This window comes from Nocardia otitidiscaviarum NBRC 14405, assembly GCF_000308635.1.
Lineage (GTDB): Bacteria > Actinomycetota > Actinomycetes > Mycobacteriales > Mycobacteriaceae > Nocardia > Nocardia otitidiscaviarum.
Map to the genome: position 1 here is coordinate 81,222 of NZ_BAGD01000027.1, position 24,156 is coordinate 105,377.

Sequence of the window (24,156 nt, forward strand, 5' to 3'; positions counted from 1 at the left end):
GGAGCAAACGGTGAATCTGCACCCCTCCGCCGCCGCAGCCGACCAGGACGAGAACGAACCGCGTGAAGAATGCGGTGTTTTCGGTGTCTGGGCACCGGGTGAGGATGTCGCCAAGCTCACGTATTACGGGCTCTATGCCCTCCAGCACCGTGGTCAGGAAGCGGCGGGCATCGCCGTCGCCGACGGCGCGCAGGTGCTGGTCTTCAAGGACCTCGGCCTGGTGAGCCAGGTCTTCGACGAGCAGACCCTGGCCGCCATGCCCGGTCACGTCGCCGTCGGCCACTGCCGCTACTCCACCACCGGCTCCACCACCTGGGAGAACGCCCAGCCGATCTTCCGCACCACCGCGGTCGGCACCGGAATCGCGCTGGGACACAACGGAAATCTCGTCAATACCGCCGAATTGGGAGCGCGGGCACGGGAACTGGGCCTGATCAGCGGGCGACTGGCCGGATCCCTGGGCGCCACCTCCGACTCCGACGTGATGACCGCGCTGCTCGCGCACGCCGCCGCCGACAAGAGCATCGAGCAGGCGGCCATGGAGATGCTGCCCACCCTGCGCGGCGCCTTCTGTCTCACCTTCATGGACGAGCACACGCTGTACGCGGCGCGTGACCCGTGGGGTGTGCGGCCGCTGTGCCTGGGCCGACTGGATCGCGGCTGGGTGGTAGCCAGCGAGACCGCCGCCCTCGACATCGTCGGCGCGTCCTTCGTGCGCGAGATCGAGCCGGGCGAACTGCTGGCGATCGACGCCGACGGGGTGCGGTCCATGCGCTTCGCCAATCCCGAACCCAAGGGCTGCGTCTTCGAATACGTATACCTGGCCCGCCCGGACTCCACCATCGCCGGACGCTCCGTGCACGCCACCCGCGTCGAGATCGGCCGCCGGCTGGCCGCCGAACATCCCGTCGACGCCGACCTGGTCATCCCGGTGCCGGAATCCGGCACCCCGGCCGCCGTCGGCTACGCGCAGGGCTCCGGACTGCCCTACGGCCAGGGGCTGATGAAGAACGCGTACGTGGGGCGCACGTTCATACAGCCCAGCCAAACCATCCGGCAGCTCGGCATCCGCCTCAAGCTCAATCCGCTGCGCGAGGTCATTCGCGGCAAACGCCTCATCGTGGTGGACGACTCCATCGTGCGCGGCAACACCCAGCGGGCCCTGATCCGCATGTTGCGCGAGGCGGGCGCGCTGGAGATCCACGTTCGCATCGCCTCGCCGCCGGTGAAGTGGCCCTGCTTCTACGGCATCGACTTCGCCTCGCGGGCGGAGCTGATCGCCAACGGTGCGGGCGAGGGCTCTTTCGAGGACATGGTCGAGGGCGTGCGTCGCTCCATCGGCGCCGACACCCTCGGCTACATCTCCACCGAGGGCATGATCGCCGCCACCGAACAGCCACGCAGCCGCCTGTGCTGCGCCTGCTTCGACGGCAAGTACCCCATCACCCTCCCCACCGAGGCCGCCATCGGCAAGAACGTGCTGGAGGGCATGCTCACCGGTGCGACGGAAACCGAACTGCTGGCCGACAACGCCAATGCCAGCGCATTGAGCCGTCCTTGATCGGAACTCGGGCCGACGGCTCTCAGCCGTGCGCTGAAGTCGCGGGGAGCCGGTAATGCTAGCGTGAGCAGGCATCTATCCACCGATTCGGCTTGGAGCTCTCCGAAGACAATGACTGAACAGACCCCCAGCGGTGCCGGTGCGTCGTACGCGGCGGCCGGAGTGGACATCGAAGCCGGCGATCGGGCAGTTGAGCTCTTCGCACCGCTGGCCAAGAAGGCAAGCCGACCCGAGGTGCAGGGTGGACTCGGCGGCTTCGCCGGGCTGTTCGCGCTGAAGGGTGGATACCGCGAGCCGCTGCTGGCCGCCTCCACCGACGGCGTCGGCACCAAGATCGCGGTCGCGCAGGCGCTCGACAAGCACGACACCGTCGGACTCGACCTGGTCGCCATGGTCGTCGACGATCTCGTGGTGTGCGGCGCGGAACCGCTGTTCCTGCAGGACTACATCGCGGTCGGCCGGGTGGTGCCCGAGCGGGTCGCCGAACTGGTCTCCGGTATCGCCGAGGGCTGTGTCCAGGCCGGTTGCGCGCTGCTGGGCGGTGAGACCGCCGAACATCCGGGCCTGATGGGTCCGGACGACTACGACCTGTCCGCCACCGGCGTCGGCGTGGTGGAGGCCGACGCGGTGCTGGGCCCGGATCGGGTGCGTCCCGGCGATGTGGTGATCGCCATGGGCGCCTCGGGCCTGCACTCCAATGGCTACAGCCTCGCCCGCAAGGTGCTGCTCGACATCGACCGCATGTCCCTCACCGGGCACGTGGAGGAGTTCGGCCGCACCCTCGGTGAGGAACTGCTCGAGCCGACCCGCATCTACGCCAAGGACTGCCTGGCGCTGATCGCCGAAACCGATGTGCGCACCTTCGCCCACGTCACCGGCGGCGGCCTGGCCAACAACCTGGCGCGTGTGCTGCCCGCGGGCATGGTCGCCGAACTCGATCGCGGCACCTGGAACCCGGCCCCGGTCTTCAAGATGATCGCCCAGCGCGGCCGCGTCGAGCGTGTCGAAATGGAGAAGACGTTCAACATGGGCGTCGGTATGGTCGCCGTGGTCGCGCCCGAGGACGCCGACCGCGCGCTGGCCGTCCTCACCGCCCGCCACATCGAATGCTGGACCCTCGGCACGGTCAAGAAGGCCAAGGACGCCGACGCCGCCCGCGCGGTGCTGGTGGGAGACCACCCGCGCTTCTGAGCGCCTGAGCACTCACGCACCGAACCGCCCCGACCACCACCGTGGCCGGGGCGGTTCGCATTCGGCGGTCCGCTCGGCTGGCCGACATGATCCTGGCCTGCCTGGAGACGCAGCGGCTCCACCTGGCGCACGGCGCGGAACTGGCGAGCGCCGTACGGCAGGTGCTGCTGTTCGTCGCGGACGGAATCGTGCGCGACGAACAGCGACCCTGAGCGCGAATCCCGTTAGGGCGTAGCGGGAAACGCACCAGCGCCCCTTCGCGACTGCGCGGGGACGCCGATGTGTCGTATGTAGTTCGAGCCCTCGACACCGTGAATCACGGCAAAATCGACGCGCTAAGGGGGAGGCCAGTCACGGCCTCCCCCTTAGCACGTCGATTCGATCCGAGTCAGCGGCGCCAGTCGTCGTAGGTGTCTTCTTCTTCCCAACGCGACGATTCATCCGCGTCGTGCTCGTCGGAAAGCACACCACTCCGCTGCGAGCTGGGGGAAGAACTTCCCGACAGCTCGCGCTGAAGGCTCGCGAAGTCGGTTGGTGCCGAGCTGTACTTCAGCTCGCGCGCAACCTTGGTCTGCTTTGCCTTAGCCCGGCCACGGCCCATGGCTGACCCCCTCGCGTCACTGCGGGGCGGCCTGGGGTGGTTGGCGGCCCCGTTCGAATTAATATCTTCCTGACAGACACTTTAGCGTGTGTCAGGCGGTCGCGCTTCCATGAGTGCCGGAAGATCCTCGCGAGTGCCGTTCCGACCGGGGCGACGCCGTTTCCGGCAGACCTCAGAGCAGCCCGGGAATTGCCCGGATCACGCCGACCCGGGCGCCGCCGCCCAGCACGGCGGGAGCCGCCAGCTCGGCGTGGTCGTCGGTCCAGTCGACGCCCATACGCTGCAGAATGGCCAGCGTCAGCGGTACCCGGGCGCGGTCGTGCCCGTCATCGATCTTGTAGGCGAAGGCCGAACCGTCCGGCAGCGCACCCGCGTGCACCCCGTCCGCGCCGATCTTGCACACCAGTCCGGGCGTCGCCGTCATCACGCGCAGATCCGGCCCGTCCGTGCCGGAAATCACTCGCGGATGGGTGCGGATCGCCTCCGCCACCCGGCGCTCCGGGGAGCCGGCGGGGGCGGTGGCCATGGTGGCGTAAGCGCGGGCGAGGTTCACCAGCGACACCGGCACGATCGGCAGGCCGCAGCCGTCCAGGCCGAGATCGGTTTCCGGCTCGCCGGTGATATCGGCGATGGTGTCGGTGACCGCGCGCTGCAGCGGATGCCCGGCATCGAGGTAGCCGCGGGTCGGCCAGTCGTTGATCCGGCAGGTGGCGAGCATGGCGGCGTGTTTGCCCGAGCAGTTCATGTAGATCCGGCGCGCCGCCTTGGCACGGTCGTGCCCGGCGAGCGCGGTGGCGCGGGCCTGCTCCTCGAAGGGCAGATCCGGCGGGCACTCCAACTCGTCCTCGGTGAAGCCGAAGCGGTCCAGCAGCCGCTGCACCAGCTCCACGTGATCGGGTTCGCCGAAGTGCGACGCGGTGGCGATGGCCAACTCGGCGTCGTCCACGGGATGAAAGCCATGGCGCAGCAGGGTGATCGCCTGCATGGGCTTGTTGGTGGAGCGCGGGAAGATGGGGCCGTGCACCTCACCGAGCTCCACGGTGGGCTCACCGTCGGGGTCGAGGATCACCAGCGAACCGCGGTGCACGCACTCGCGGAAACCCGACCGCACCACCTCGACCAGTTCCACACTCATGCTGCATCCCTTCGAGCATGGGCGGGGCGCTCCATGGTCGCGCTCCGCTGCCGCCGCCGCGCCTGACCGCTCATGCCGACCGCTCCGCGCCCGTCGCGGCAGCGCGGTCGTTGCGGCGGCGGTGGCGCTCGATCTGCATGCGCACATCGTCGGAGATGGTCGGCTCCTCGGTGAGCAGCCGGTCCAGCAGTGCCTGATCGCGGCCGCCGAACAGGTCGCGCACGGTGATGCCGTGGGCGGGAATGTGGATCCGCCGCACCTCGTCGCCCGCGCCGATCGCGCCCTCGGTGAGCACCCGCAGGTACGCGCCCGTATCCGATTGCAGGGTGAAGCGTTTCACCCACTGCTGCTCGCCGGTCCAGTGCTGGAAGGTGGCGCACGGGACGCGCGGCGCGCTCACCTCGAACAGGGCGTCGCCGATGGCCCACCGCTCACCCAGTACCGCATCGCTCACCGGCAGGCCGCCGATGCGCAGATTCTCGCCGAACCAGCCGTAGGGCAGCTCGCGATCGAGCTCGCGGCCCCAGCGTTCGGCGTCCTCCTGGGCGTAGGCGTACACGGCCTGGTGTTCGCCGCCGTGGTGTTCGGTATTGCACACGTGATCGCCGTCGAGGCTGAGCCTGTTCACTCGCACCCGCCGCGTGACCGGGCGTTTATCGATGGCCGAGCGACCGACCCGGCCCGGCACCTCGATATCGGCGTGCACCACGCACACGGCCAGCACGGTGCCGACCGTGCTGGACGCCGCCGGGGCCGCGGAGTGCTCGGGCAGCACGGATTCCGCCGCCGCGGTGAGTTCGTCGCTCATCGGCCGCGCAGCCTCTCCACGGCCAGGCGACCCGCCTGCGGCTCGTCGTGGGCACGTACGGAATCGGGGTCGATGGAGGCGGCGACCGGTCCGGCCGCCAGCTCGGTATCGACCGGGACATTGCGTTTGATCAGGGCCAGCGCCACCGGGCCGAATTCGTAGTGGTCGACCACCGTGCCCACCACGCCGACCGCGCGGCCACCGGCGGTCACCGGATCACCGGTGGCCGGACGCGAATCCGCGGAGCCGTCCAGATGCAGCAGCACCAGCTGCCGCGGCGGCTTGCCGAGATTGTGCACGCGGGCCACCGTCTCCTGGCCGCGGTAGCAGCCCTTGTTCAGGTGTACCGCGCCGAATTCGGCCGGGCCGCCGATCCAGTGCACCTCGTGCGGAATGGTGCGCTCATCGGTGTCGACGCCGATGCGCGGGCGCAGCGCCGTCACCCGCAGCGCCTCGTAGGCCCACATTCCGGCGGCCTCGGCCCCGGCGTCGCGCAGCCGCGCCCACCAGTCGCCCAGCTGCGCGCGGGGAACGATCAGATCGTAGGAATCGGCCGTGGGCCAGGGCATGCGGCGCAGGAACCCGCCACCGGGCAGCGCCACCGCCGCATTGACCTCGGGCAGCGCGGCGACACCCAGGGTGTCGGTCAGTTCGGATACGCGCGGCCCGAGCAGGCTCAGCACGGCGTGGTCGGGTGCGGCCTCGGGCTTGGCGTCGGCCCAGAACACCATTTTCGCGAGGAAGTCGAGCAATGCCGGGCCGCGCTCGGCCTCGGTGTCGATCCACACCGTGCCGTCGAGTTCGGTCAGCACGAAGTGGTTGAGCACGCGGCCGTTGAGATCCAGGTCCAGATTCTCCGCCGACCGTCCGTCGCCCAGTTCCGCCACATGCTGGCTGGAGACGGTGTGCAGCCAGGTCAGCCGCTCTTTGCCGGTGATGGTGAACAGGAAGCGATGCGAACGGTCCACCACCGCCACCCGCTGCGCCGCCGCGCGCTGCTCGCCGAAGGGATCGCCGTAATGCCACGCGACAGCCGAATCCGGAGACTCGGGCAGCCCTGCGACTGCCCCTGGATTGGAAAGGATCGGGCTGGGTGCAACCTCGGAGGACACATACCCACAATAGGTGTTGGCCGATCCGCCTTGCGTCGGCGGTGGAGAACCCGCGTAACCGGGCACGATCTGTCCTAGGCTCACTTGCCATGGTGGAACGAGTTTTGGTGTCCCTCGACGGCGCGATCCGGGATCCGGACGCGCCGTTGCTGTATGCGGACGACATCGGTGTGTTGCGCGGCGACGGCGTGTTCGAGACCGTGCTGGTGCGCGACGGCCAGCCGTGCGCGATCGAATCGCATCTGGCGCGACTACGCAGATCCGCGGAGGCCCTGGAGCTGCCGCCACCGGATCTCGACGCCTGGCGCGCCGCCGTGCAGAAGGCGGCCAAGGAATGGGGGGAGTCCCGCGAGGGGCTGCTGCGGATGGTGCTCACCCGCGGCCGCGACAGCGAGCAGGGCGTCGGCGGGCAGGCCGCCAACAAGGAGCTGACTCCGGCCGAGCCCGCGACCACCGGCTACGTACTGGTGCTGCCGGTGCCTCAACGGGTGGAAACCGCGCGCACCGAGGGTGTTTCGGTCATCACACTGTCGCGTGGAATCTCGGTGGATCTGGCCCAGGCCGCGCCCTGGCAACTTCTGGGCGCCAAGACCCTGTCGTATGCGACGAATATGGCGGCGCTGCGTTTCGCGCACCGCATGGGCGCGGACGACGTGATCTTCACCAGTACCGAGCACAAGGTGCTGGAGGGCCCGCGCTCCACGGTGGTCATCGTGCGCGACAAGCAGCTCATCACCCCGCCGCCGAAGGTCGGCGTCCTGCCCGGCACCACGCAGCGGGCGCTGTTCGCCGAGGCCGAGAAGGCGGGCTGGGAATGCCTGTACAAGCCGATGTTCGTCGCCGAACTGATCACCGCGGACAGTATCTGGATGCTCTCCAGCATCACCCTGGCCGCCCGGGTGAACTCGCTCGACGGACTGCGGATGTCGGCGCCGGACCACGCTCCCGAGATCATCGAACTGGTGAACCGCGGGGTGGCGCGGGCGGGCAGCGTCGCCGACTGGTGAGGGTGCCGCGGGCCTTTCGGATGACCTTCGGAAGGGCTCGCGCGGGGACCTGGGGGCACACCTTCGGGGACTTCGGTCACCGCTTGGCAAACGACCAGCATGTTGTGGCGCGTCACATGGTCATCTGATACCCAGCAGGCGTAGTGTCCGGTACTACGTCATGTCGTAGATCGGCAGGGAGGTCGGATGGACGTCGTCGACGTCGCGCGCTGGCAGTTCGGTATCACCACCGTTTATCACTTCATCTTCGTGCCGCTGACCATCGGCCTGGCGCCGCTCGTCGCGGGCATGCAGACCGCCTGGGTGATCACCGGCAAGGAGCACTGGAAGCGCCTCACCAAATTCTTCGGCAAACTGTTCCTGATCAACTTCGCCCTCGGCGTCGCCACCGGCATCGTGCAGGAATTCCAGTTCGGCATGGGCTGGAGCGAATACTCCCGCTTCGTCGGTGACGTCTTCGGCGCACCGCTGGCCATGGAGGCCCTGGTCGCCTTCTTCATGGAATCGACCTTCCTCGGACTGTGGATCTTCGGCTGGGACCGACTACCCAAGAAGGTGCACCTGGCGTGCATCTGGCTGGTCGCCATCGGCGTGAACGCCTCGGCGTACTTCATCGTCGCGGCCAACTCCTTCATGCAGCACCCGGTCGGCGCGACCTTCAACCCCGAGACCGGACGCGCGGAATTGACCAGCATCTGGGAGGTCATCACCAATGTGACGACCCTCGCCGCCTTCCCGCACGTCGTCGCGGGAGCCTTCCTCACCTCCGCCACCTTCGTCGCGGGCATCGCCGGCTGGTGGATGGTTCGAAATATGCGCAAGGGGGAGGCCGTCGGCGTCGAGGAGGCCCGCACCATGTGGCGGCCCGCCGCGCGCATGGGCCTGTGGATCATTCCCGTCGCGGCCGTCGCGCTCGTCTACACCGGTGACGTGCAGGGCAAGCTCATGTTCGAGCAGCAGCCCATGAAGATGGCGTCGGCGGAATCGCTGTGCCACACCGAAACCGACCCGAACTTCTCCATCCTCACCGTCGGCACGCACAACAACTGCGACAGCGTGAGCCACCTCATCGAGGTGCCCTATGTGCTGCCGTGGCTGGCCAAGGGCGAATTCAGCGGCGTCACCCTCGGCGGTGTGCAGGACCTCCAGGAGGAGTACGTCCTGAAGTTCGGCCCCGGCGACTACCGGCCCAACCTGTTCGTGACCTACTGGTCCTTCCGCGCCATGATCACCTTCATGGCGGGCTCGATCCTGCTGGCGCTCATCGGGTTCTGGGTGACGCGGCGTGGGCGGGTGCCGGATCAGAAGTGGTTCTCCTGGTTGTCGCTGCTCGCCATCGCGACACCGTTCCTGGGCAATATCTCCGGCTGGGTGTTCACCGAGATGGGGCGGCAGCCCTGGGTGGTGGTGCCCAATCCGACCGGGGATCAGAGCATTCGAATGACGGTGCAGCAGGGCGTCTCCGGGGTGTCCGCGGGCACCATCCTCACCTCGCTCATCGTATTCACACTGCTGTACGGCATGCTCGCGGTCGCCTGGTTCTACCTGATGCGGCGCTACACCGTCGCCGGGCCGGAACCGGCCGCCACCGACCAGGACGCCCCGAAGATGACCGGGGATTCCGTCGAGAAGCTTTCCTTCGCTTACTAGGAGACTCCGGATGACTCTGCAAGTGTTCTGGTTTCTGCTGGTCGCCGTGCTCTTCATCGGCTACTTCGTGCTGGAGGGCTTCGACTACGGCGTCGGCATGCTCATGCCCATCATCGGGCGCAAATCCGAGGTGAAGCGGCGCGTGGTGCTCAACACCATCGGGCCGGTGTGGGACGGCAACGAGGTGTGGCTGCTCACCGCGGGCGGCGCCATGTTCGCGGCCTTCCCCGAGTGGTACGCGAGCCTGTTCTCCGGGTTCTATCTCGCCCTGCTGCTCATCCTCGTCGGCCTGATCACCCGGGCCTGCGCCATCGAATGGCGCAGCAAGATCAATGACGACAAGTGGCGGCGCTGGTGCGATATCGGCATCGGGCTCGGCTCCTGGATTCCCGCGCTCGCCTGGGGCCTGGCGTTCGCCAACATCGTGCGCGGCGTCCAGCTCAACGAGAAGCGGCAGATCGAGGGCACTCTGTTCGACCTGCTCAACCCGTACGCGCTGCTCGGCGGGCTCACCACGCTGCTGCTGTTCCTGCTGCACGGCGCGATCTTCATCTGCCTCAAGACCGGCGGCGAGGTGCGCGACGACGCCGAGGCGATCGTGCGCAAGATCTTCGTGCCCACCGCCGCGGTGGTGGCGGTATTCGGCATCTGGACCCAGCTGTCCTACGGGCAGAGCTGGACCTGGATTCCATTGGTGCTGGCCGTGATCGGGATCGTGGTCGCCGGGCTGGCGCACAGCCGCAGCCGCGATGGCTGGGCCTTCACCGGCACCGCGCTCACCATCCTGTCGGCCACCGCCCTGCTGTTCGGATCGCTGTTCCCGGATGTGCTGCCCTCGACCATCGACCCGGCCTTCAGCCTCACCGTGGACGGCCGTGACGGCACCGTCAGCGCCTCGTCCACGCACTACACGCTGGTGGTCATGAGCTGGGTGGCGGTGGTCATGGTGCCGATGGTGCTCATCTACCAGGGCTGGACGTACTGGGTGTTCCGCAAGCGGCTCACCATGGAGCAGATCCCCGACCCCATCGGCCTGCTCCCGGAGAAGGCGAAGAACTGACCCATGGCTCGACCGGTCGACCCGCGCCTGTGGCGGCACGCCCGCTCGGCACGACGGTATCTCGTGCTGAGCGTGGCGCTGTCGCTGGTGACCACGGTGTGCATCGTGGTCGCGGCCCTGGCCCTGGCGCGGGTGCTGTCCGGTGTCATCACCGATCCGGGACGCCGTGACATCGACTCCTGGACAACCGAACTGGCGGTCTTCGCGGTCGCGGTCACGGTGCGGGTGGCGGCCACCTGGTGGCAGTCGCGGCTCGCGCACCGTGCCGGAGCGCAGGTGGTGGCGGAGTTGGAGACCGCGGTGGTGGTCGCCGGAGCCCAGCTGCCGCCGCGCGAACTGGAGCGCCGCCGAACCGAATTGGCGGTGGTGGCGGGAACGGGACTGAACGGCCTGCGCGCCTACCTCGCCGGGTATCTGCCCGCCCTGCTGCTGGCCGTGCTCGTGCCCCCGGTCCTGCTGACCGTCATCGCGCTGCACGACCTGGTCTCCGCCGGAATCATCGCCGTCACCCTGCCGCTCATCCCGATCTTCATGATCCTCATCGGACTGCTCACCCAGGGGAAGTCCAAGGAGACCCTCGCCGCGACCACCCGGCTGTCGGATCAGCTGCTCGACCTGTTCGCGGGCATGCCGACACTGCGGGCGCTGGGGCGGGAGACGGGGTCGCGGCCCGGAGCGGGCGGAGACGCCGCGATCGACACCGCTGTCGGCACTGGGGAACCGGCTACCGGGCGCGGGGACGCGGTGCACGGATCGGGTGTGTCGGCTACGGATGAGTCGGCGCGGACCACCATGGCGGGCCGGGTGCGCGATCTGGGCGAGGCCCTGCACAAGCGCACCATGTCGGCGCTGCGCATCGCCTTCCTGTCGTCCATGGTGCTGGAGATGCTCGCCACCCTGTGCGTGGCACTGGTGGCCGTATCCATCGGCATGCGACTGGTGTACGGGCACATGGGGCTCTACGGCGGGCTGGTGGCGCTCATCCTGGCCCCGGAGGTGTACCTACCGCTGCGCATGGTGGGGGAGCGGTTCCACGCGGCGCAGGACGGAATGGCGGCCGCGGACAAGGCTTTCGCCGTACTCGAGCCGGACGGGCGGGAGCAGGACGGGCGGGAGCAGGACGCGGGCGTGTTCGCGGTGGAGGCCGAACCGCTGGGCGGATCGACCCGTGTGGTGGTCGGCACGTCCGGCAGCTCGCCTGGCCCGTCCCGCGTGGAAACGCGAGAGCTCCACGGCCACATCGAGATCGCCGAGTTGAGCGTCGCGGCCCGCGACGGCGCGGCCCCCGACGGACTCTCCGCCACACTGTCGCCCGGCGCGGTGACGGTGCTGACCGGACCCAATGGCTGCGGCAAATCCACGGTGCTCCAGGCGATTCTGGGCTTGATCGTCCCCGACACCGGTGTGGTGCGCATCGACGGCACACCCGTCGCCGACCTGGACCCCGACAGCTGGTGGTCCCGGGTGGCGTGGCTGCCGCAGCGCCCCGTGCTCGTCCCCGGCACCCTGCGCGACAATCTCGAACTCCTCGGCGCTCCCGCCGACCCGGCACAACTGGCCGCCGCCTGCGCCGCAACCGGATTCGACACCGTCCTCGACGAACTCCCCGACCGCTGGGACACCGTCGTCGGCACCGGCGGCATCGGCCTGTCCCTCGGCCAACGCCAACGCCTCGCCCTCACCAGAACCCTCGCCGCCCAACGCCAGGTCCTGCTGCTCGACGAGCCCACCGCCCACCTCGACGACGCCAGCGAGGCAACCGTCCTCACCGCGCTGACCGCCCGCGCCCGCGCCGGAGCCACCGTGGTGATCGTCGCCCACCGCCCCACCATCCTGGCCATCGCCGGCCACGTCATCGAGGTGCACGCCACCCAGCCGGACGGCGAGTCCGATTCCCTCGTCGCACAGCCGGATGACGAGCGCGACGCGAACACCTCGGCGGATGTCCCCGTACCATCCGGACCCGCCGGTGATGCCGCGTACGGCGGGCCGTCCGGGGCGGCCGGGCTGCCTGGGACGACCGGAGTGTCCGGGACCGCCGGGGTGGTGGGGCGGTGAGGGCGATGCTGGCCGATTTCCGGCGGATTCGGGAGCTGCTGGAGCTGTCGCGGTGGCGGATGGCGGTGTCGATCGGATGGGGCACGCTGGCGTTGGGGAGCGGTCTGGCGTTGGCGGCCCTGGCGGCGTGGCTGATCGCCCGCGCCTGGGAGATGCCGCCGGTGCTGGATCTGACCATCGCGGTGGTGTCGGTGCGGGCGCTGGGTATCGCGCGCGGGCTGTGCCGGTATCTGGAGCGGCTGGCCACCCACGATGTGGCGCTGCGGGCCATGACGACCGCGCGCACCACCACCTACCGCAGGCTGGCCGCCGCCGACATCTGGCGGCCACGACGCGGCCAAGGCTCGGCATTCGGCGGCGAGGCGTCCGAACCGCCGGGCGCGGGCGATGCCGGACGAGTGGACGCACCGGCGCGGGCGATCGCTACGGCAGGTGTCGCGGATCCCACGCGGCTGCGGCGGGGGGAGCTGCTCGGGCGGGTGATGGGGGATATCGACGATCTCGGGGCCGTGGTGGTGCGGGCGTTCGTGCCGATGGCCGTGGCGGTGGTGCTGTCGCTGAGCGCGGTGGTGCTGTTGGCGTTCATCTCGATACCGGCGGCGCTGATTCTCGCGGTGGCGCTGGTGGTGGCGGGCGTTGTCGCGCCGTGGCTTTCGGCGCGGGCGGCGCGCGAGGCCGAGGAGGCGGTGCGCGGTGATCGCACCGAGTTCACGGCGGCCGCGCTGACCGTGCTCGACCATGCCCCGGAACTGCGGGTCGCGGGGCGGCTCGACCGTGCCGTGGCGAGCACGCGGGCGGCGGGGGAGCGGGCGGTCGCCGCCGAGGACCGCGCGGCCTCGCACAGTGCGTGGGCGGCCGCGGCGACACCGCTGTCGATCGGCGTGAGCGTGCTGGGCGCGCTGCTCATCGGAATCGTGCTGTACGGCACCGGAACCGGCACGCCGACGGCCGGATTCCAGACGGTCGAGCCGGGCGGAATCTCGCCCATGGCGCTGACCGTGCTGGTGCTGGTGCCGCTGTCGGCCTTCGAAGCGGTCGGGGTGCTGCCCGCCGCCGCCCAGGCGCTCACCAACGGGCGGGCGGCGCTGCGCCGCATCGGCCGGTTCGAGCGCGGCGAATCCACGGCTGTGCGAACGGATTCGCTGGATCTGCCGGACGGGCATCGCATCGCGGTGGTCGGCCCGAGCGGTGCGGGCAAGACCACGCTGCTCATGGCGTGGGCGGGCCTGTTCGACACCCCGCGCCCCGGCGTCACCTTCTTCGCCGAGGACGCGCACCTGTTCGGCACCACCGTGCTGGAGAATCTGCGGGTGGCGCGCGGCGACATCACCGAGCCGGAGGCCGAAAGCGCCCTGCGCGCGGTCGGAGCCGGTGCGTGGCTCGACTCCCTGCCCGACGGCGTGCACACCGAACTGGTGGGCGGCGCGGCCGCGGTATCCGGCGGTCAACGCCGCCGCATTCTGCTCGCCCGCGCCCTGCTCGCCCCCGCCCGCGTCCTGCTGCTGGACGAGCCCACCGAACACCTGGAGGCCGCCGCGGGCGCGGATCTGCAACGCCGCCTGCTGGACCGCACCAGCGGCCTGGTCGCCCCCGACCGTGTCGTCGTGGTGGTCACCCATCAGCTCCCACCCGACCACCGTGCCGACACCGTGGTGCGGGTGGCCGCCGACGGCACCGTGGCAATAGACCGGTTTATTCCCTCCTGACCTGCGATTTCGCCGTCCGAGAAAATACATTGCCGCCACCGCGCACCCCCACTAGATTCATCGGTACACGGGAAAGGAGGTGGTTCGAGAAATGGTTATTTCTAGGACGCGTGAGGTGGCTGCCAGCTAGGCGCTACCGCTGCAGACGGATTCCGTTCGCGCGAGCGCCTCGCGAATCCCAGGCAGTCACCCGGCCCCCGAGTCCCGATCCGTCCGATCGGATCCGCGTGAACGTTGCATCCGCGGATATGGCTCGGGGGCCGTACCTTTTCCGGCGAGTCTGCTCTGATCAGGAGTTACGCTGAAGCCATGACCGTAGAGCCGCTGCCCGACTGGGTGAACCCGCCAGGGGGTTACACCGTCGAGGAGTTCTTGCGGTTGCGTGACCTGCCTCGGCACACCGAACTGATCGACGGGGGGCTTGTCTTCGTGAGTCCGCAGGAGAAGTGGCACGGTCGTGTCATCACACTTTTCCAGCGCGAGCTCGACCTACAAGCGCCACCCGAACTGCGGGCAGAGCGGGAGATGGCGGTGAAGCTGGGTAAGCGACAGATGCCGGAACCCGATGTCGTCGTGGTGACGAAGGACGCCTACGACCGCGATGACCCGTCGACGTACTATTTCGCCGAGGACGTAGTTCTGGCGGTGGAGGCGGTTTCGCCGGATTCGGTGGAGCGAGACAGGGAGACGAAGCCGGGTAAGTACGCGAAGGCCAAGATCCCGTACTACTGGCGCATCGAGCGTCGTGCCGATGAAACCGTCGTCTACACCTATGAAATCGATCCGCTGACCAGCGGCTATGTGCCTACCGGCATATTCAGCAACAGGTTGCGGCTTGCGGTGCCCTATCCGGTGGACATCGACCTGACCGCAGTGCTCGGACGCCGATGACGCGGCAGCCCGGACCGAGGCAGTAGTCCGGGCTGGTTTCGGATCAGCCGATGTAGCGCTGGAGGCGGGCCGAGAGGCGGGGTTCCAGCGCACCGTCGGCGGAAATGCGCTCTTCCACGTAGCCCAGGTCGCCGCCTTCGACGATGCCGTAGAGGCGCTTGGCCCCGCCGACCACGATGCCGGACTGGCTGCGGATCACCACGTCGGTGGCGAGTTCCCAGGACGACTGGGTGAGGGCCTGGCCGTAGAACAGTTCGACGATGCCGGACGAGTGGGTGAGCAGCAGCTCCAGCACCTCGTCGTCGCCGTCGATGCCGACCCGCCAGAAACCGCTCTCGCGCAGATCGGGGCCGTTGTAGGAGCCGTCCTCGCCGATGACCCAGGAGCGGGCCTCCCAGGTGAGGTAGTCGCCGCCGTCGTGGGAGACCACGATCTGCTGGCCGAAGCGGTAGTCGCCGGTTTCGGGGTCGTTGCCCTCGCCCTCGCCGCGCCACACGCCGACCAGCGGCAGCAGCGCGAGCATGGAGGAACTCAGGTCGGGACCCTGACGCAGATTGGCGGTGTCCTCCGGCAGCGGGAGACCGGAGAGCGAGGGGATGTTCAGGCCGCCGGTGGACTTCGCCTTCTCGGCAGCCTCGGCCACGGCCTGATCACCACTGCGCCGGGCAGTGGCGGATTCCGGCACGAAACCGTTCGACGCGCCGTTGTCGGTGTTCTCGCTCGCCGACTCTGTCACGACTCGGTGAACAGCCGGTAGAGGACGTACAGACCGAACCACGCGATCAGCACGGAGACGAGAACCAGCAAAATCTCGAAGGCAAGCACCACGATTGCGGAGTCTAGTGGCACCGTATTTCGGATGCGAAAACGGCCCCGGGAAAACGATTCCCGGGGCCGTTTCCACGATCCCTCACCCCTGAACAGGGTGATCGGTGAGTTACTTGGCGACGACGACATCCAGCTCGTGGATGCCCGCACCCTCCGGCTTCACCTCGGCCGAACCATTGCCGGACGACGACAGCGCCCGCACGGTCCACGCGCCGGGCGCGGCGAAGAAACGGAAGTCACCGGTGCCGGAGGCCACGACCTCGGCGGTGAAGTCACCGTTGCCGTCCAGCAGGCGCACGAACGCGCCGCCGACGGTCTGGCCGTCGGCGGTCAGGACGCGGCCGGTGATGACCGTCTCCTTCTCCACGTCGACGCCCGCGGGAATGGCCTGACCCTGGGTAGGTGCTGCACACATACTGATTACGCTCCCAACTCGATCGGTGCACCGACGAGGGAGCCGTACTCGGTCCAGCTCCCGTCGTAGTTCTTGACGTTCTTGTGGCCCAGCAGCTCCTGCAGCACGAACCAGGTGTGCGAGGACCGCTCACCGATGCGGCAGTAGGCGATGGTCTCCTTCTCACCGTCCAGGCCCGCTTCCTTGTAGAGCTCGGCCAGCTCGGCGTCGCTCTTGAAGGTGCCGTCCTCGTTCGCGGCCTTGGACCACGGGACGTTGATGGCGGTCGGGACGTGGCCCGGACGCTGCGACTGCTCCTGCGGCAGGTGCGCGGGGGCCAGGATCTTGCCGGAGAACTCGTCGGGCGAACGCACGTCGACCAGGTTCTTGGTGCCGATGGCGTTGATGACCTCGTCGCGGAAGGCGCGGATGGACAGGTCCTGCTCACCGGCCTTGTACGAGGTGGCCGGGCGGTTCACGGCGTCGCGGGACAGCGGGCGGCCGTCGAGCTCCCACTTCTTGCGGCCACCGTCGAGCAGCTTCACGTCCTGGTGGCCGTAGAGCTTGAAGTACCAGTAGGCGTAGGCGGCGAACCAGTTGTTGTTGCCGCCGTAGAGCACCACGGTGTCCTCGTTGGCGATACCGCGCGCCGACAGCAGATCGGAGAACTGCTCCCGGTTCACGAAGTCGCGACGGACCTGATCCTGCAGGTCGGTCTTCCAGTCCAGCTTGACGGCGCCCTCGATGTGGCCCGTGTCGTAGGCGGAGGCGTCTTCGTCGACCTCGACGAGGACGACGCCCGGGGCGTTGAGGTTCTCTTCGACCCAGTCAGCGGAGACCAGGACATCGGAGCGAGCCATGTTGTTCCTTTCAGATGTTTGCCGGGGTCAGGCGGTGGGATGGGGGTTGGTCGCCGCGGCCTTGGGGACCAGCCGGGAGACGAGGGGGTAGAGCTTGCAGCCCAGGCAGACGCCGAACGCCGCGTTGAGAAACGCTGCGAACAGCGCGAAACCGGTGAAAACCGCACCGGCGACGGGGGTCGAGGCGGCGAACCCGATGACGCCGAGGACAGCGAAGATCAGGCCCACCAGTTGGGCGAACCGCAGTGGCGCAACGGGTTCCACGGCGGGGGCCGGGCCGATGCGGGGCAGCACCAGGTTCTTGTAGAGCAGACCGTAGGGGCTACCACTCGGGCCGCGCAGGGCGCCGAGTGCGAAGACCACGGCCTGGGCGGCCAGCAGGATGCCGGCCGCGAGCGGGGAGAAGGCGGAGAGGATCAGGGTCAGCACCAGGACGGCGGTGGTGATCCAGGCAGCGAAACGGGGGCCGCGGACATCGACCTGACCGGAAGGAATTCGAGTACCGACCGGTTGGAGGTTGGGGGTAGTTGTATGCGACATATCAGTGCTCCTGCGCGGAAAGAGGATTCGGTTGGCCAGAGCGCCGGAGGATGCGGACATCACTCGTACGGCGGGTCAATCCCGGTCGGCGACAGAAGGATTCGAAAGGCCGACCGGCTAGCGGCACAGGCAGCAACAACCACCGAGGCGGCACAGATCTACCGTGCGGCGTCGGGTGAGCATCAGCTCGCGGTTGGATTGCACGATTCGGAGTTTACCCGGTTTTCGGGGGAAATTGGACCCGGGGTCCGTAATGCTGGTCACTCTTCGGCATTTGCCCTGGTTAGCGGGGCCAGGGTGGAGCGCAGATCGGCGGCTTTCGGTACGCCCGAGATCCGGAAGCGCTCACGGCCGTCGGCGTCGAAGACGAATGTGGTCGGCAGCGACAGCACCGACAGCTCCTTGGCCAGCGCCGGATCGGCGTCGATATCGATCTCCAGATCCAGCGGCGGGGCCGGGGCGTCGGCGAACTCGGCGACGGTGCCCGCCACCACCCGCCGCACCGCCGCACACGGGCCGCACCAGTCGGCCGAGAAGTGCAGCACCGCAGGCCGATTCGCGACCAGTCCGGCGGCAGCAAGCAGTTCGCGGCGCGGTGACGTGGCATCCGGCTGCGCCGCGGCGCTGGCCCGAACCCGACCCTCGTTGCGCCGCAGCAGAATTCCCACTGCGACAGCGGCGGCCACGGCGGCGGCGAGGACGGCGAGCTCGATCATTGCTGCCGCTGCAGATGGTCCAGGTCGATGGTGACGTCGCGGCCGCGGCCCTCGACCACGATCTGCCCGCCGACCGCCTCGACCTTGGTGGGGCGGATGCCGAACGGCAGATCACGGGTGTCGATGGTGCGGGTGAACCAGCCCAGAATCATCTCGGTCGGCACCGCGGGCAGCACCGCCACGGGCGTCGCGGTGGCCTCCTCACCGTGATAGATCTCGGTCGCCACGATCTGGATCTGGCCGTCGGCATCCAGCCGCAGATCGGCGAGCACACTCACCAGCTGACCCTTCTCGGTGCTGGACGAGCCGGGCGGGGTGTCGACGCGCGGCGGCACGGTGCCGGTGAGGATGATCGCCCCGGACGTGGTCATGCCGGTGCCGCCGGAACCGCCGGAACCGTCCGACTTGTCGGCGGGCGGGCCGAACACCTGCAGGTCCGGAATGCGGAACAGCCGCCCCAGCTCGATGGGCTCGATATGCATGCTGGCCTGCACCTCGTCCACCGGCACCATGCGCACCCGGCCGTCGGCCAGATCACTCAGCGGCAGCCGCACCCCGTACAGATTCGATTCGATCTGGATCTCGCCCGGAATATCCGGCCGCCGGGCCCGCGCCCGGATATAGATGTCGTCGTAGGTCCCGTCCACCGCCTGCGCCACGAACGGAAACCCGCGAAAGGTCACCTCCGGGTCCGCGCTCAGGTCCGAGCCTTCGCGCAGCAGCCGCGACACCCGGTACTCGGAGTAGGCAGCCGTCCCGAAATCGAGCACGACCGCCAGCCCCGCCAGGCAGAGCAGCCCGATGATCACCCTGCGGAAACTCATGACAGGCACCCTACTGTGTTGAATTTGCCCTCCGCTTCGCTCCGGGCGGGGTTCGCGGCGCTGGAGGTCCCGGTTCTTCCCTCCCTCCGCTCCCCCGCTTCGCTCCTCCGCTCCACTCAGTCCAGAACCGGGACGCGCCGCGAACCCAGGAGGGTGGCGCTTTGTGCTGCGGGAGTGGCTGGACGGGTGGTGAGCCCGCGGGTGACGGTCCTTCCCTCGCTTCGCTTCCCCGGTTCGCTCCTCCGCTCTGGTCAGTCCAGAATCGGGATGCGCCGCGAACCGAACGGGGGTGCGCTGGGTGTCGGAGGGGATCGGGTGCGTTGTGATCTTGGGGTAGCCGGAGTGATCTGGGCGGCTGCTATACGTGGTCACGCGGACATACGCGCTAAGGTATGACGCGACTTACCTGTGATGACGCGCATGGCGTCGTGGCGGACGATGAGGTTGCCGCGCACATGCCAGATGGGAGGAGAGCCCCCATGGAGCTGCTCCTGCTGACCTCCGATTCCAATCCGGAGTCGGTACTGCCGTCGCTGGCGTTGCTGCCCCACCACGTGCGACCCGCGCCGACCGAGGTCGCCTCGCTGCTGGAGGCGGGGTCGGCCGATGTCGCGCTCGTCGACGCCCGCACCGATCTGGCCGCCGCCCGCGGACTGTGCCGGCTGCTGGGCAGCACCGGCTCCTCGGTGCCGGTGGTGGCGGTGCTGACCGAGGGCGGACTGGTCGCGGTGAACGCCGACTGGGGGCTGGACGACATCCTGCTGCCCGGCACCGGCCCCGCCGAACTGGACGCGCGGCTGCGGCTGCTGGTGGCCCGCAACGGCGGCGCGGCCAGCCCGGAGAACACCGGCAAGATCACACTCGGTGAGTTGGTCATCGACGAGGGCACCTACACCGCGCGTCTGCGCGGCCGCCCGCTCGACCTGACCTACAAGGAATTCGAACTCCTCAAATACCTCGCCCAGCACGCGGGCCGCGTGTTCACCCGCGCCCAGCTGCTGCAGGAGGTGTGGGGCTACGACTTCTTCGGCGGCACCCGCACCGTCGACGTGCACGTGCGACGACTACGCGCCAAGCTCGGCAGCGAATACGAATCGCTCATCGGCACCGTGCGCAATGTCGGCTACAAGGCCGTGCGCCCCGCGCGCAGCGCGAACAAGAGCGATGCGGTGACCTTCCCGGATGCCGAGAGCAGCGACGACGAATACGCTCCGGTGAACGGCACCGTCCAGTAGCTCACGCCGCGCGAAGATATCCGCGCTGCCACAGCGGCCGCGATCCCGACGCCCGCGCAGTGCTGTGCTGATGTCGCCGCTGTGCCGATGTCACCGGCGGTGCCTATGGCCTACCCGCGGTGCTGTGCCCGACTACGCACGCTGCTGTGTCCGCCCGCGGTGCCGATACTGCCCGCGATGCCGACACCCGACGCGATACCGGTCGCGGGTGCGTCACCGGCTGGCCGACGGGGATGCCGATGTCGACCGCCCCTCGAGTTCGGCGAGTGGTGCGGCGCGGCTTTCTCCGACGCCGTGACGCACGATGTCGCACCGTCCGCGACGGCGGTCCGGTGCGCGGCCGGGGATGATCGGCTGACCTCGCCGTGTTGGACTCCTCCGGTAGGGCCGATAGCGTGGCCGATCGGGAGCGCGTCGACCGCGGACAGCGGGTGGGACGCGGTCGAGTCGGCCCGCGCTGGGTCGGAACGGAACTCGCCGACGGTCTCGCTTACCGGCGGCATGGACTGGGAGCCGAAGTCGGCGGCGTCCCGCGATGGGAGGAAGCGGTGGAGGTCGAAGCGCGGCGCATGCGCGAACTGGGTTGGACCGACCGGTTGGCCGACGATACCCCCGGGCGGGTGCGCGAGATGCTGGACCGCGCCGCCACCGCCGATGGTGTGGCCCCCGTCTCCGAACAGGCCGTGCTTTCCCTCACCCGGGACGCCGAGGCGTGGCATCTGCTCGCCCGCGCCGGTGACACGGTGATCGGTTACGCGAATCTGGTTGCCGCGCACGGAGAGCATCCCGCCATGGCGGAGGTGGCCGTCGATCCGGAGCATCGCGGGCGGGGAGTCGGCGCGGAGCTGGTGACCGCCGCCCTCGATGCGGGCGGCGACGGCGCGCGGGTGTGGGCGCACGGGAATCTGGCCGCGGCGCGATCGGTCGCGTCCCGGCTGGGCCTGACCGTGGCCCGGGAGCTCTGGCAAATGCGTCGCCCCCTTGCAAATTCGGAGCTACCGGAGCTGACGGTGCCGGAGGACGTGCTGTTGCGGACCTACGCCGGTCCGTCCGACGACGCCGAGCTCCTGCGCGTCAACAATGCCGCGTTCGCCTGGCACCCGGAACAGGGCGGCTGGACCGAACGCGAGATCGCCGCGCGCCGCGACGAACCCTGGTTCGACCCGAAGGGCCTGTTCATCGCCGCGGACCCCGCCGATCCGGACCGCATCCTCGGATTCCACTGGACCAAGGTGCATCTCGACGAGGACCCGCGGATCGGCGAGGTCTACGTGGTGGCCATCGACCCGGCCGCCCAGGGGCGCGGGCTCGGCCGCCTGCTGACCCTGGCCGGACTGCACCATCTGCGCGAGCGCGCCCTGCCCGAGGTGCTCCTCTACACCGAGGCCGACAACACCGCCGCCGTCCACACCTACACCCGCCTCGCCTTCACCCCCGCTCACGTGGACGCCGCCTACGCTCGGTGACTTCCATCCCAGTGTTTTCGGTCACGGTCCGGCAACCGTCCGACCGGGCGGCTACTGCGTGGCTATCCAGTCACCCCGCTAATCTGCGGCTAATGTCACACCTATCGGCCGAGATCGCACGAGGTTGTTCACCTTGCGTTCACCCGCCCAGGTCCAACTGTCTACGTACCGCCCCTACGTTGCTATGTGGGCGGTACCAGGCTGCCCGGTGCGCGAGTTCGCAGCGAACAGCCACCAATATGCGCCCGTCCGGCCGTTGAGGGGTCGGGCGTGCAGAACGATGATTCCCGGAGGAATTAGGTGAATCTCAAGCGTAGTAGCGCCCTGATCGGTGTGCTGGCCGCGGGTGCCATGACGCTGTCCGCCTGTGGCAGCGACGACAACACCGACACCAGCCAGGTGTCCGCGAATTCCGATGTCGCCTGTGGTGGCAAGACCTCGCTGAAGGCCAGTGGCTCGTCCGCGCAGAAGAACGCCATGGAGCGCTTCATCGCCGCCTACGAGGCCAACTGCGACGGCTTCACCCTCGACTACACCTCCAGCGGCTCCGGCGCCGGCGTGAAGGAGTTCCTCGGCGGCCAGACCGACTTCGGCGGCTCCGACTCGCCGCTGAGCGCCAAGAAGGACGAGCCTGCCCAGGCCGCCGCTCGCTGCGACAGCCCGGCGTGGAACCTGCCGACCGTGTTCGGTCCGATCGCCGTCACCTACAACATCGACGGCGTGACCGACCTCGCGCTGGACGGCCCGACCCTGGGCAAGATCTTCAGCGGTGCCATCACGACCTGGGATGCTCCCGAGATCAAGGCGCTGAACCCGAACGCCAGCCTGCCGGCCGAGCCGATCGCGGTCATCTTCCGCAGCGATGAGTCGGGCACCACCGACAACTTCCAGCTCTACCTCGACGCCGCTTCCGATGGTGCCTGGGGCAAGGGCGCGGGCAAGGTCTTCAACGGCGGTGTCGGCGAAGGCGCCAAGGGTAACGAGGGCACCTCGGCCGCGGTGAAGGGCACCAAGAACTCGATCACCTACAACGAGTGGTCGTTCGCCAAGGCGCAGAACCTGTCCATCGCGCAGATCGTCACCTCGGCGGGCCCCGAGCCGGTCGAGCTGAGCGTCGAGTCCGCCGGTAAGGCCATCGACGGTGCCAAGATCTCCGGTGAGGGCAACGACCTGGTGCTGGACGTCTCCTCGTTCTACAAGCCGACCGAGGCGGGCGCGTACCCGATCGTCATGCCGACCTACGAGATCGTCTGCTCCAAGTACGCCGACGGCGAGACCGCCACCGCCGTGAAGGCCTTCCTGACCTCGGCGATCACCAACGGTCAGAACGGCCTGGACGAGAACGGGTACATCCCGATCCCCGACAAGTTCAAGACCAAGCTGACCACGGCGATCAACGCCATCTCCTGATTGCCGGCCGATGACCGTTCACGATGACGTCTCGGCTGCGGGCCTGTCGAAATCGGCGGGCCCGCAGCCGGGCTCAGCTCACCCGTCGGGGGATACTTCGCTCATGCCGACCGACCCCAGCACGAAACCGAAGGCCGCCGCATCCCGTGGATCGGCACTGAACGCCGAATGGCTGTTCCGTTCGGCCGCCACCACGGCGGGTGGCGTCATCGTGGCGGCGATCGCCCTGATCGCGCTCTTCCTGCTGGTGCGGGCGGTGCCGTCGATCCAGGCGAACGAGGTCGGCTTCTTCACCAGCACGGAGTTCAACACCTCCAATGCCGAGCACCTGCGCTTCGGCATCAAGGACCTGTTCATGGTCACGGTGCTGAGTTCGCTCATGGCGCTGGTGATCGCGGTGCCGATCGGGGTCGGGATCGCGCTGTTCCTCACCCAGTACGCGCCCAAGGCGCTGGCGCGGCCGTTCGCGGTGCTGGTGGATCTGCTGGCCGCAGTGCCCTCCATCGTCTTCGGCCTCTGGGGCTTCCTGGTGCTCGCGCCGAAGCTGGAACCCGTACAGCGGTTCCTCAATGACAACCTCGGCTGGTTCTTCCTGTTCTCCGACGGCAATGTCAGCATCTCGGGCGGCGGCACCATCTTCACCGCGGGCGTGGTGCTCGCGGTCATGATTCTGCCGATCATCACCTCGGTCAGCCGCGAGGTGTTCGGCCTGACCCCGTACGCGCACATCGAGGCCGCGCAGGCATTGGGCGCCACCAAATGGGAGGTCGTCCGGATGACCGTGCTGCCCTACGGCCGCAGCGGCGTGATCGCCGGTTCCATGCTCGGCCTGGGCCGAGCGCTCGGTGAGACCATCGCCGTGCTGGTGGTGCTGCGCACCGCGGCGGAGGCAGGCAACTGGTCGCTGTTCGACGGCGGCTACACCTTCGCGTCCAAGATCGCTTCGGCGGCGGCGGAATTCAGCCAGCCGCTGCCCACGGGCGCCTACATCGCGGCCGGCTTCGTACTGTTCGCGCTGACCTTCGTGGTCAACGCCCTGGCACGGCTCGCGGCCGGCGGGAAGGTGAACGGATGAGTACCGTACTGCTCGACAAGCCGGTCAA

The 24,156-nt window shown here is 68.8% G+C and carries 23 protein-coding genes; 13 read left to right on the forward strand and 10 right to left on the reverse strand.

Going from position 1 to position 24,156, the window contains the following annotated elements:
* Window positions 1-10 precede the first annotated feature (10 nt).
* From purF to ON31_RS37500, 3 genes are all read left to right on the forward strand, one after another.
* Window positions 11-1,561, forward strand: a complete 1,551-nt coding sequence (gene purF / locus ON31_RS03835; protein ID WP_029930863.1) for an amidophosphoribosyltransferase — start codon at window positions 11-13, stop codon at window positions 1,559-1,561.
* 111 nt (window positions 1,562-1,672) lie between these two features.
* Complete coding sequence (purM, locus tag ON31_RS03840) at window positions 1,673-2,752, forward strand: phosphoribosylformylglycinamidine cyclo-ligase (RefSeq protein ID WP_029930864.1); 1,080 nt, start codon at window positions 1,673-1,675, stop codon at window positions 2,750-2,752.
* Between the two features lie 41 nt (window positions 2,753-2,793).
* Entirely contained in the window at window positions 2,794-2,964 is a 171-nt protein-coding gene (locus ON31_RS37500) for a hypothetical protein (RefSeq protein WP_218007286.1), read from the forward strand.
* 176 nt (window positions 2,965-3,140) lie between these two features.
* Here ON31_RS37500 and ON31_RS35400 read toward each other — a convergent pair whose 3' ends face one another.
* From ON31_RS35400 to ygfZ, 4 genes are all read right to left on the reverse strand, one after another.
* The gene (locus ON31_RS35400) at window positions 3,141-3,353 is read right to left on the reverse strand and encodes a DUF3073 domain-containing protein (RefSeq protein WP_081592194.1); all 213 of its coding nucleotides are present in this window, start codon (window positions 3,351-3,353) and stop codon (window positions 3,141-3,143) included.
* Between the two features lie 172 nt (window positions 3,354-3,525).
* Window positions 3,526-4,488 carry an asparaginase gene (locus ON31_RS03845; protein ID WP_039809286.1) on the reverse strand — a complete coding sequence of 321 codons (963 nt, stop codon included), beginning with the start codon at window positions 4,486-4,488 and terminating at the stop codon, window positions 3,526-3,528.
* A 70-nt stretch (window positions 4,489-4,558) separates the two neighbouring features.
* Entirely contained in the window at window positions 4,559-5,296 is a 738-nt protein-coding gene (locus ON31_RS03850; protein ID WP_081592195.1) for an MOSC domain-containing protein, read from the reverse strand.
* Window positions 5,293-6,408 carry a CAF17-like 4Fe-4S cluster assembly/insertion protein YgfZ gene (ygfZ, locus tag ON31_RS03855; RefSeq protein ID WP_039809288.1) on the reverse strand — a complete coding sequence of 372 codons (1,116 nt, stop codon included), beginning with the start codon at window positions 6,406-6,408 and terminating at the stop codon, window positions 5,293-5,295. The genes ON31_RS03850 and ygfZ overlap by 4 nt, the downstream gene beginning before the upstream one ends.
* Before the next feature lie 89 nt (window positions 6,409-6,497).
* Between ygfZ and ON31_RS03860 the strand changes: the two genes are divergently transcribed.
* From ON31_RS03860 to ON31_RS03885, 6 genes are all read left to right on the forward strand, one after another.
* Window positions 6,498-7,415 carry an aminodeoxychorismate lyase gene (locus ON31_RS03860; RefSeq protein ID WP_029930869.1) on the forward strand — a complete coding sequence of 306 codons (918 nt, stop codon included), beginning with the start codon at window positions 6,498-6,500 and terminating at the stop codon, window positions 7,413-7,415.
* A 186-nt stretch (window positions 7,416-7,601) separates the two neighbouring features.
* Window positions 7,602-9,065, forward strand: a complete 1,464-nt coding sequence (locus ON31_RS03865) for a cytochrome ubiquinol oxidase subunit I (protein ID WP_039809289.1) — start codon at window positions 7,602-7,604, stop codon at window positions 9,063-9,065.
* A gap of 10 nt (window positions 9,066-9,075) precedes the next feature.
* Window positions 9,076-10,125 carry a cytochrome d ubiquinol oxidase subunit II gene (gene cydB, locus ON31_RS03870; RefSeq protein ID WP_039809291.1) on the forward strand — a complete coding sequence of 350 codons (1,050 nt, stop codon included), beginning with the start codon at window positions 9,076-9,078 and terminating at the stop codon, window positions 10,123-10,125.
* Window positions 10,126-10,128: 3 nt separating this feature from the next.
* Entirely contained in the window at window positions 10,129-12,183 is a 2,055-nt protein-coding gene (locus ON31_RS03875; protein ID WP_063821428.1) for an ABC transporter ATP-binding protein/permease, read from the forward strand.
* Window positions 12,184-12,188: 5 nt separating this feature from the next.
* Window positions 12,189-13,889, forward strand: coding sequence for an ATP-binding cassette domain-containing protein (locus tag ON31_RS03880; RefSeq protein WP_039809293.1), 1,701 nt, complete (start codon window positions 12,189-12,191; stop codon window positions 13,887-13,889).
* A 309-nt stretch (window positions 13,890-14,198) separates the two neighbouring features.
* Window positions 14,199-14,780, forward strand: a complete 582-nt coding sequence (locus ON31_RS03885) for a Uma2 family endonuclease (RefSeq protein WP_039809295.1) — start codon at window positions 14,199-14,201, stop codon at window positions 14,778-14,780.
* Between the two features lie 43 nt (window positions 14,781-14,823).
* Here ON31_RS03885 and ON31_RS03890 read toward each other — a convergent pair whose 3' ends face one another.
* The 6 genes from ON31_RS03890 to ON31_RS03920 all read right to left on the reverse strand — a co-directional run bounded on the left by ON31_RS03890 (window position 14,824) and on the right by ON31_RS03920 (window position 18,942).
* The gene (locus ON31_RS03890; protein WP_039809297.1) at window positions 14,824-15,516 is read right to left on the reverse strand and encodes a heme-binding beta-barrel domain-containing protein; all 693 of its coding nucleotides are present in this window, start codon (window positions 15,514-15,516) and stop codon (window positions 14,824-14,826) included.
* A 201-nt stretch (window positions 15,517-15,717) separates the two neighbouring features.
* Window positions 15,718-16,023, reverse strand: coding sequence for a DUF1416 domain-containing protein (locus ON31_RS03900; RefSeq protein ID WP_029930876.1), 306 nt, complete (start codon window positions 16,021-16,023; stop codon window positions 15,718-15,720).
* A 5-nt stretch (window positions 16,024-16,028) separates the two neighbouring features.
* Window positions 16,029-16,862, reverse strand: a complete 834-nt coding sequence (locus ON31_RS03905) for a sulfurtransferase (RefSeq protein WP_029930877.1) — start codon at window positions 16,860-16,862, stop codon at window positions 16,029-16,031.
* Between the two features lie 27 nt (window positions 16,863-16,889).
* Window positions 16,890-17,402: a DUF4395 domain-containing protein gene (locus ON31_RS03910; protein WP_051036797.1), complete on the reverse strand. Its 513-nt coding sequence runs from the start codon at window positions 17,400-17,402 to the stop codon at window positions 16,890-16,892.
* 260 nt (window positions 17,403-17,662) lie between these two features.
* Window positions 17,663-18,118, reverse strand: coding sequence for a thioredoxin family protein (locus tag ON31_RS03915; RefSeq protein WP_039809300.1), 456 nt, complete (start codon window positions 18,116-18,118; stop codon window positions 17,663-17,665).
* A complete protein-coding gene (locus ON31_RS03920) occupies window positions 18,115-18,942 on the reverse strand; it encodes an LmeA family phospholipid-binding protein (protein WP_039809301.1) in 828 nt (275 codons plus the stop codon). Before ON31_RS03920 ends, ON31_RS03915 begins: the two co-directional genes overlap by 4 nt.
* Before the next feature lie 479 nt (window positions 18,943-19,421).
* On the opposite strand from ON31_RS03920, the gene ON31_RS03925 reads away from it, so the two are divergent.
* From ON31_RS03925 to pstC, 4 genes are all read left to right on the forward strand, one after another.
* On the forward strand, window positions 19,422-20,177 hold the full coding sequence (locus ON31_RS03925; protein ID WP_039809303.1) for a winged helix-turn-helix transcriptional regulator: 756 nt from the start codon (window positions 19,422-19,424) through the stop codon (window positions 20,175-20,177).
* 569 nt (window positions 20,178-20,746) lie between these two features.
* Window positions 20,747-21,643 carry a mycothiol synthase gene (mshD, locus tag ON31_RS03930; protein WP_085996329.1) on the forward strand — a complete coding sequence of 299 codons (897 nt, stop codon included), beginning with the start codon at window positions 20,747-20,749 and terminating at the stop codon, window positions 21,641-21,643.
* A 300-nt stretch (window positions 21,644-21,943) separates the two neighbouring features.
* Window positions 21,944-23,053, forward strand: a complete 1,110-nt coding sequence (gene pstS, locus ON31_RS03935; protein WP_039809306.1) for a phosphate ABC transporter substrate-binding protein PstS — start codon at window positions 21,944-21,946, stop codon at window positions 23,051-23,053.
* A gap of 103 nt (window positions 23,054-23,156) precedes the next feature.
* On the forward strand, window positions 23,157-24,128 hold the full coding sequence (gene pstC, locus ON31_RS03940) for a phosphate ABC transporter permease subunit PstC (protein WP_029930884.1): 972 nt from the start codon (window positions 23,157-23,159) through the stop codon (window positions 24,126-24,128).
* Window positions 24,129-24,156 lie beyond the last annotated feature (28 nt).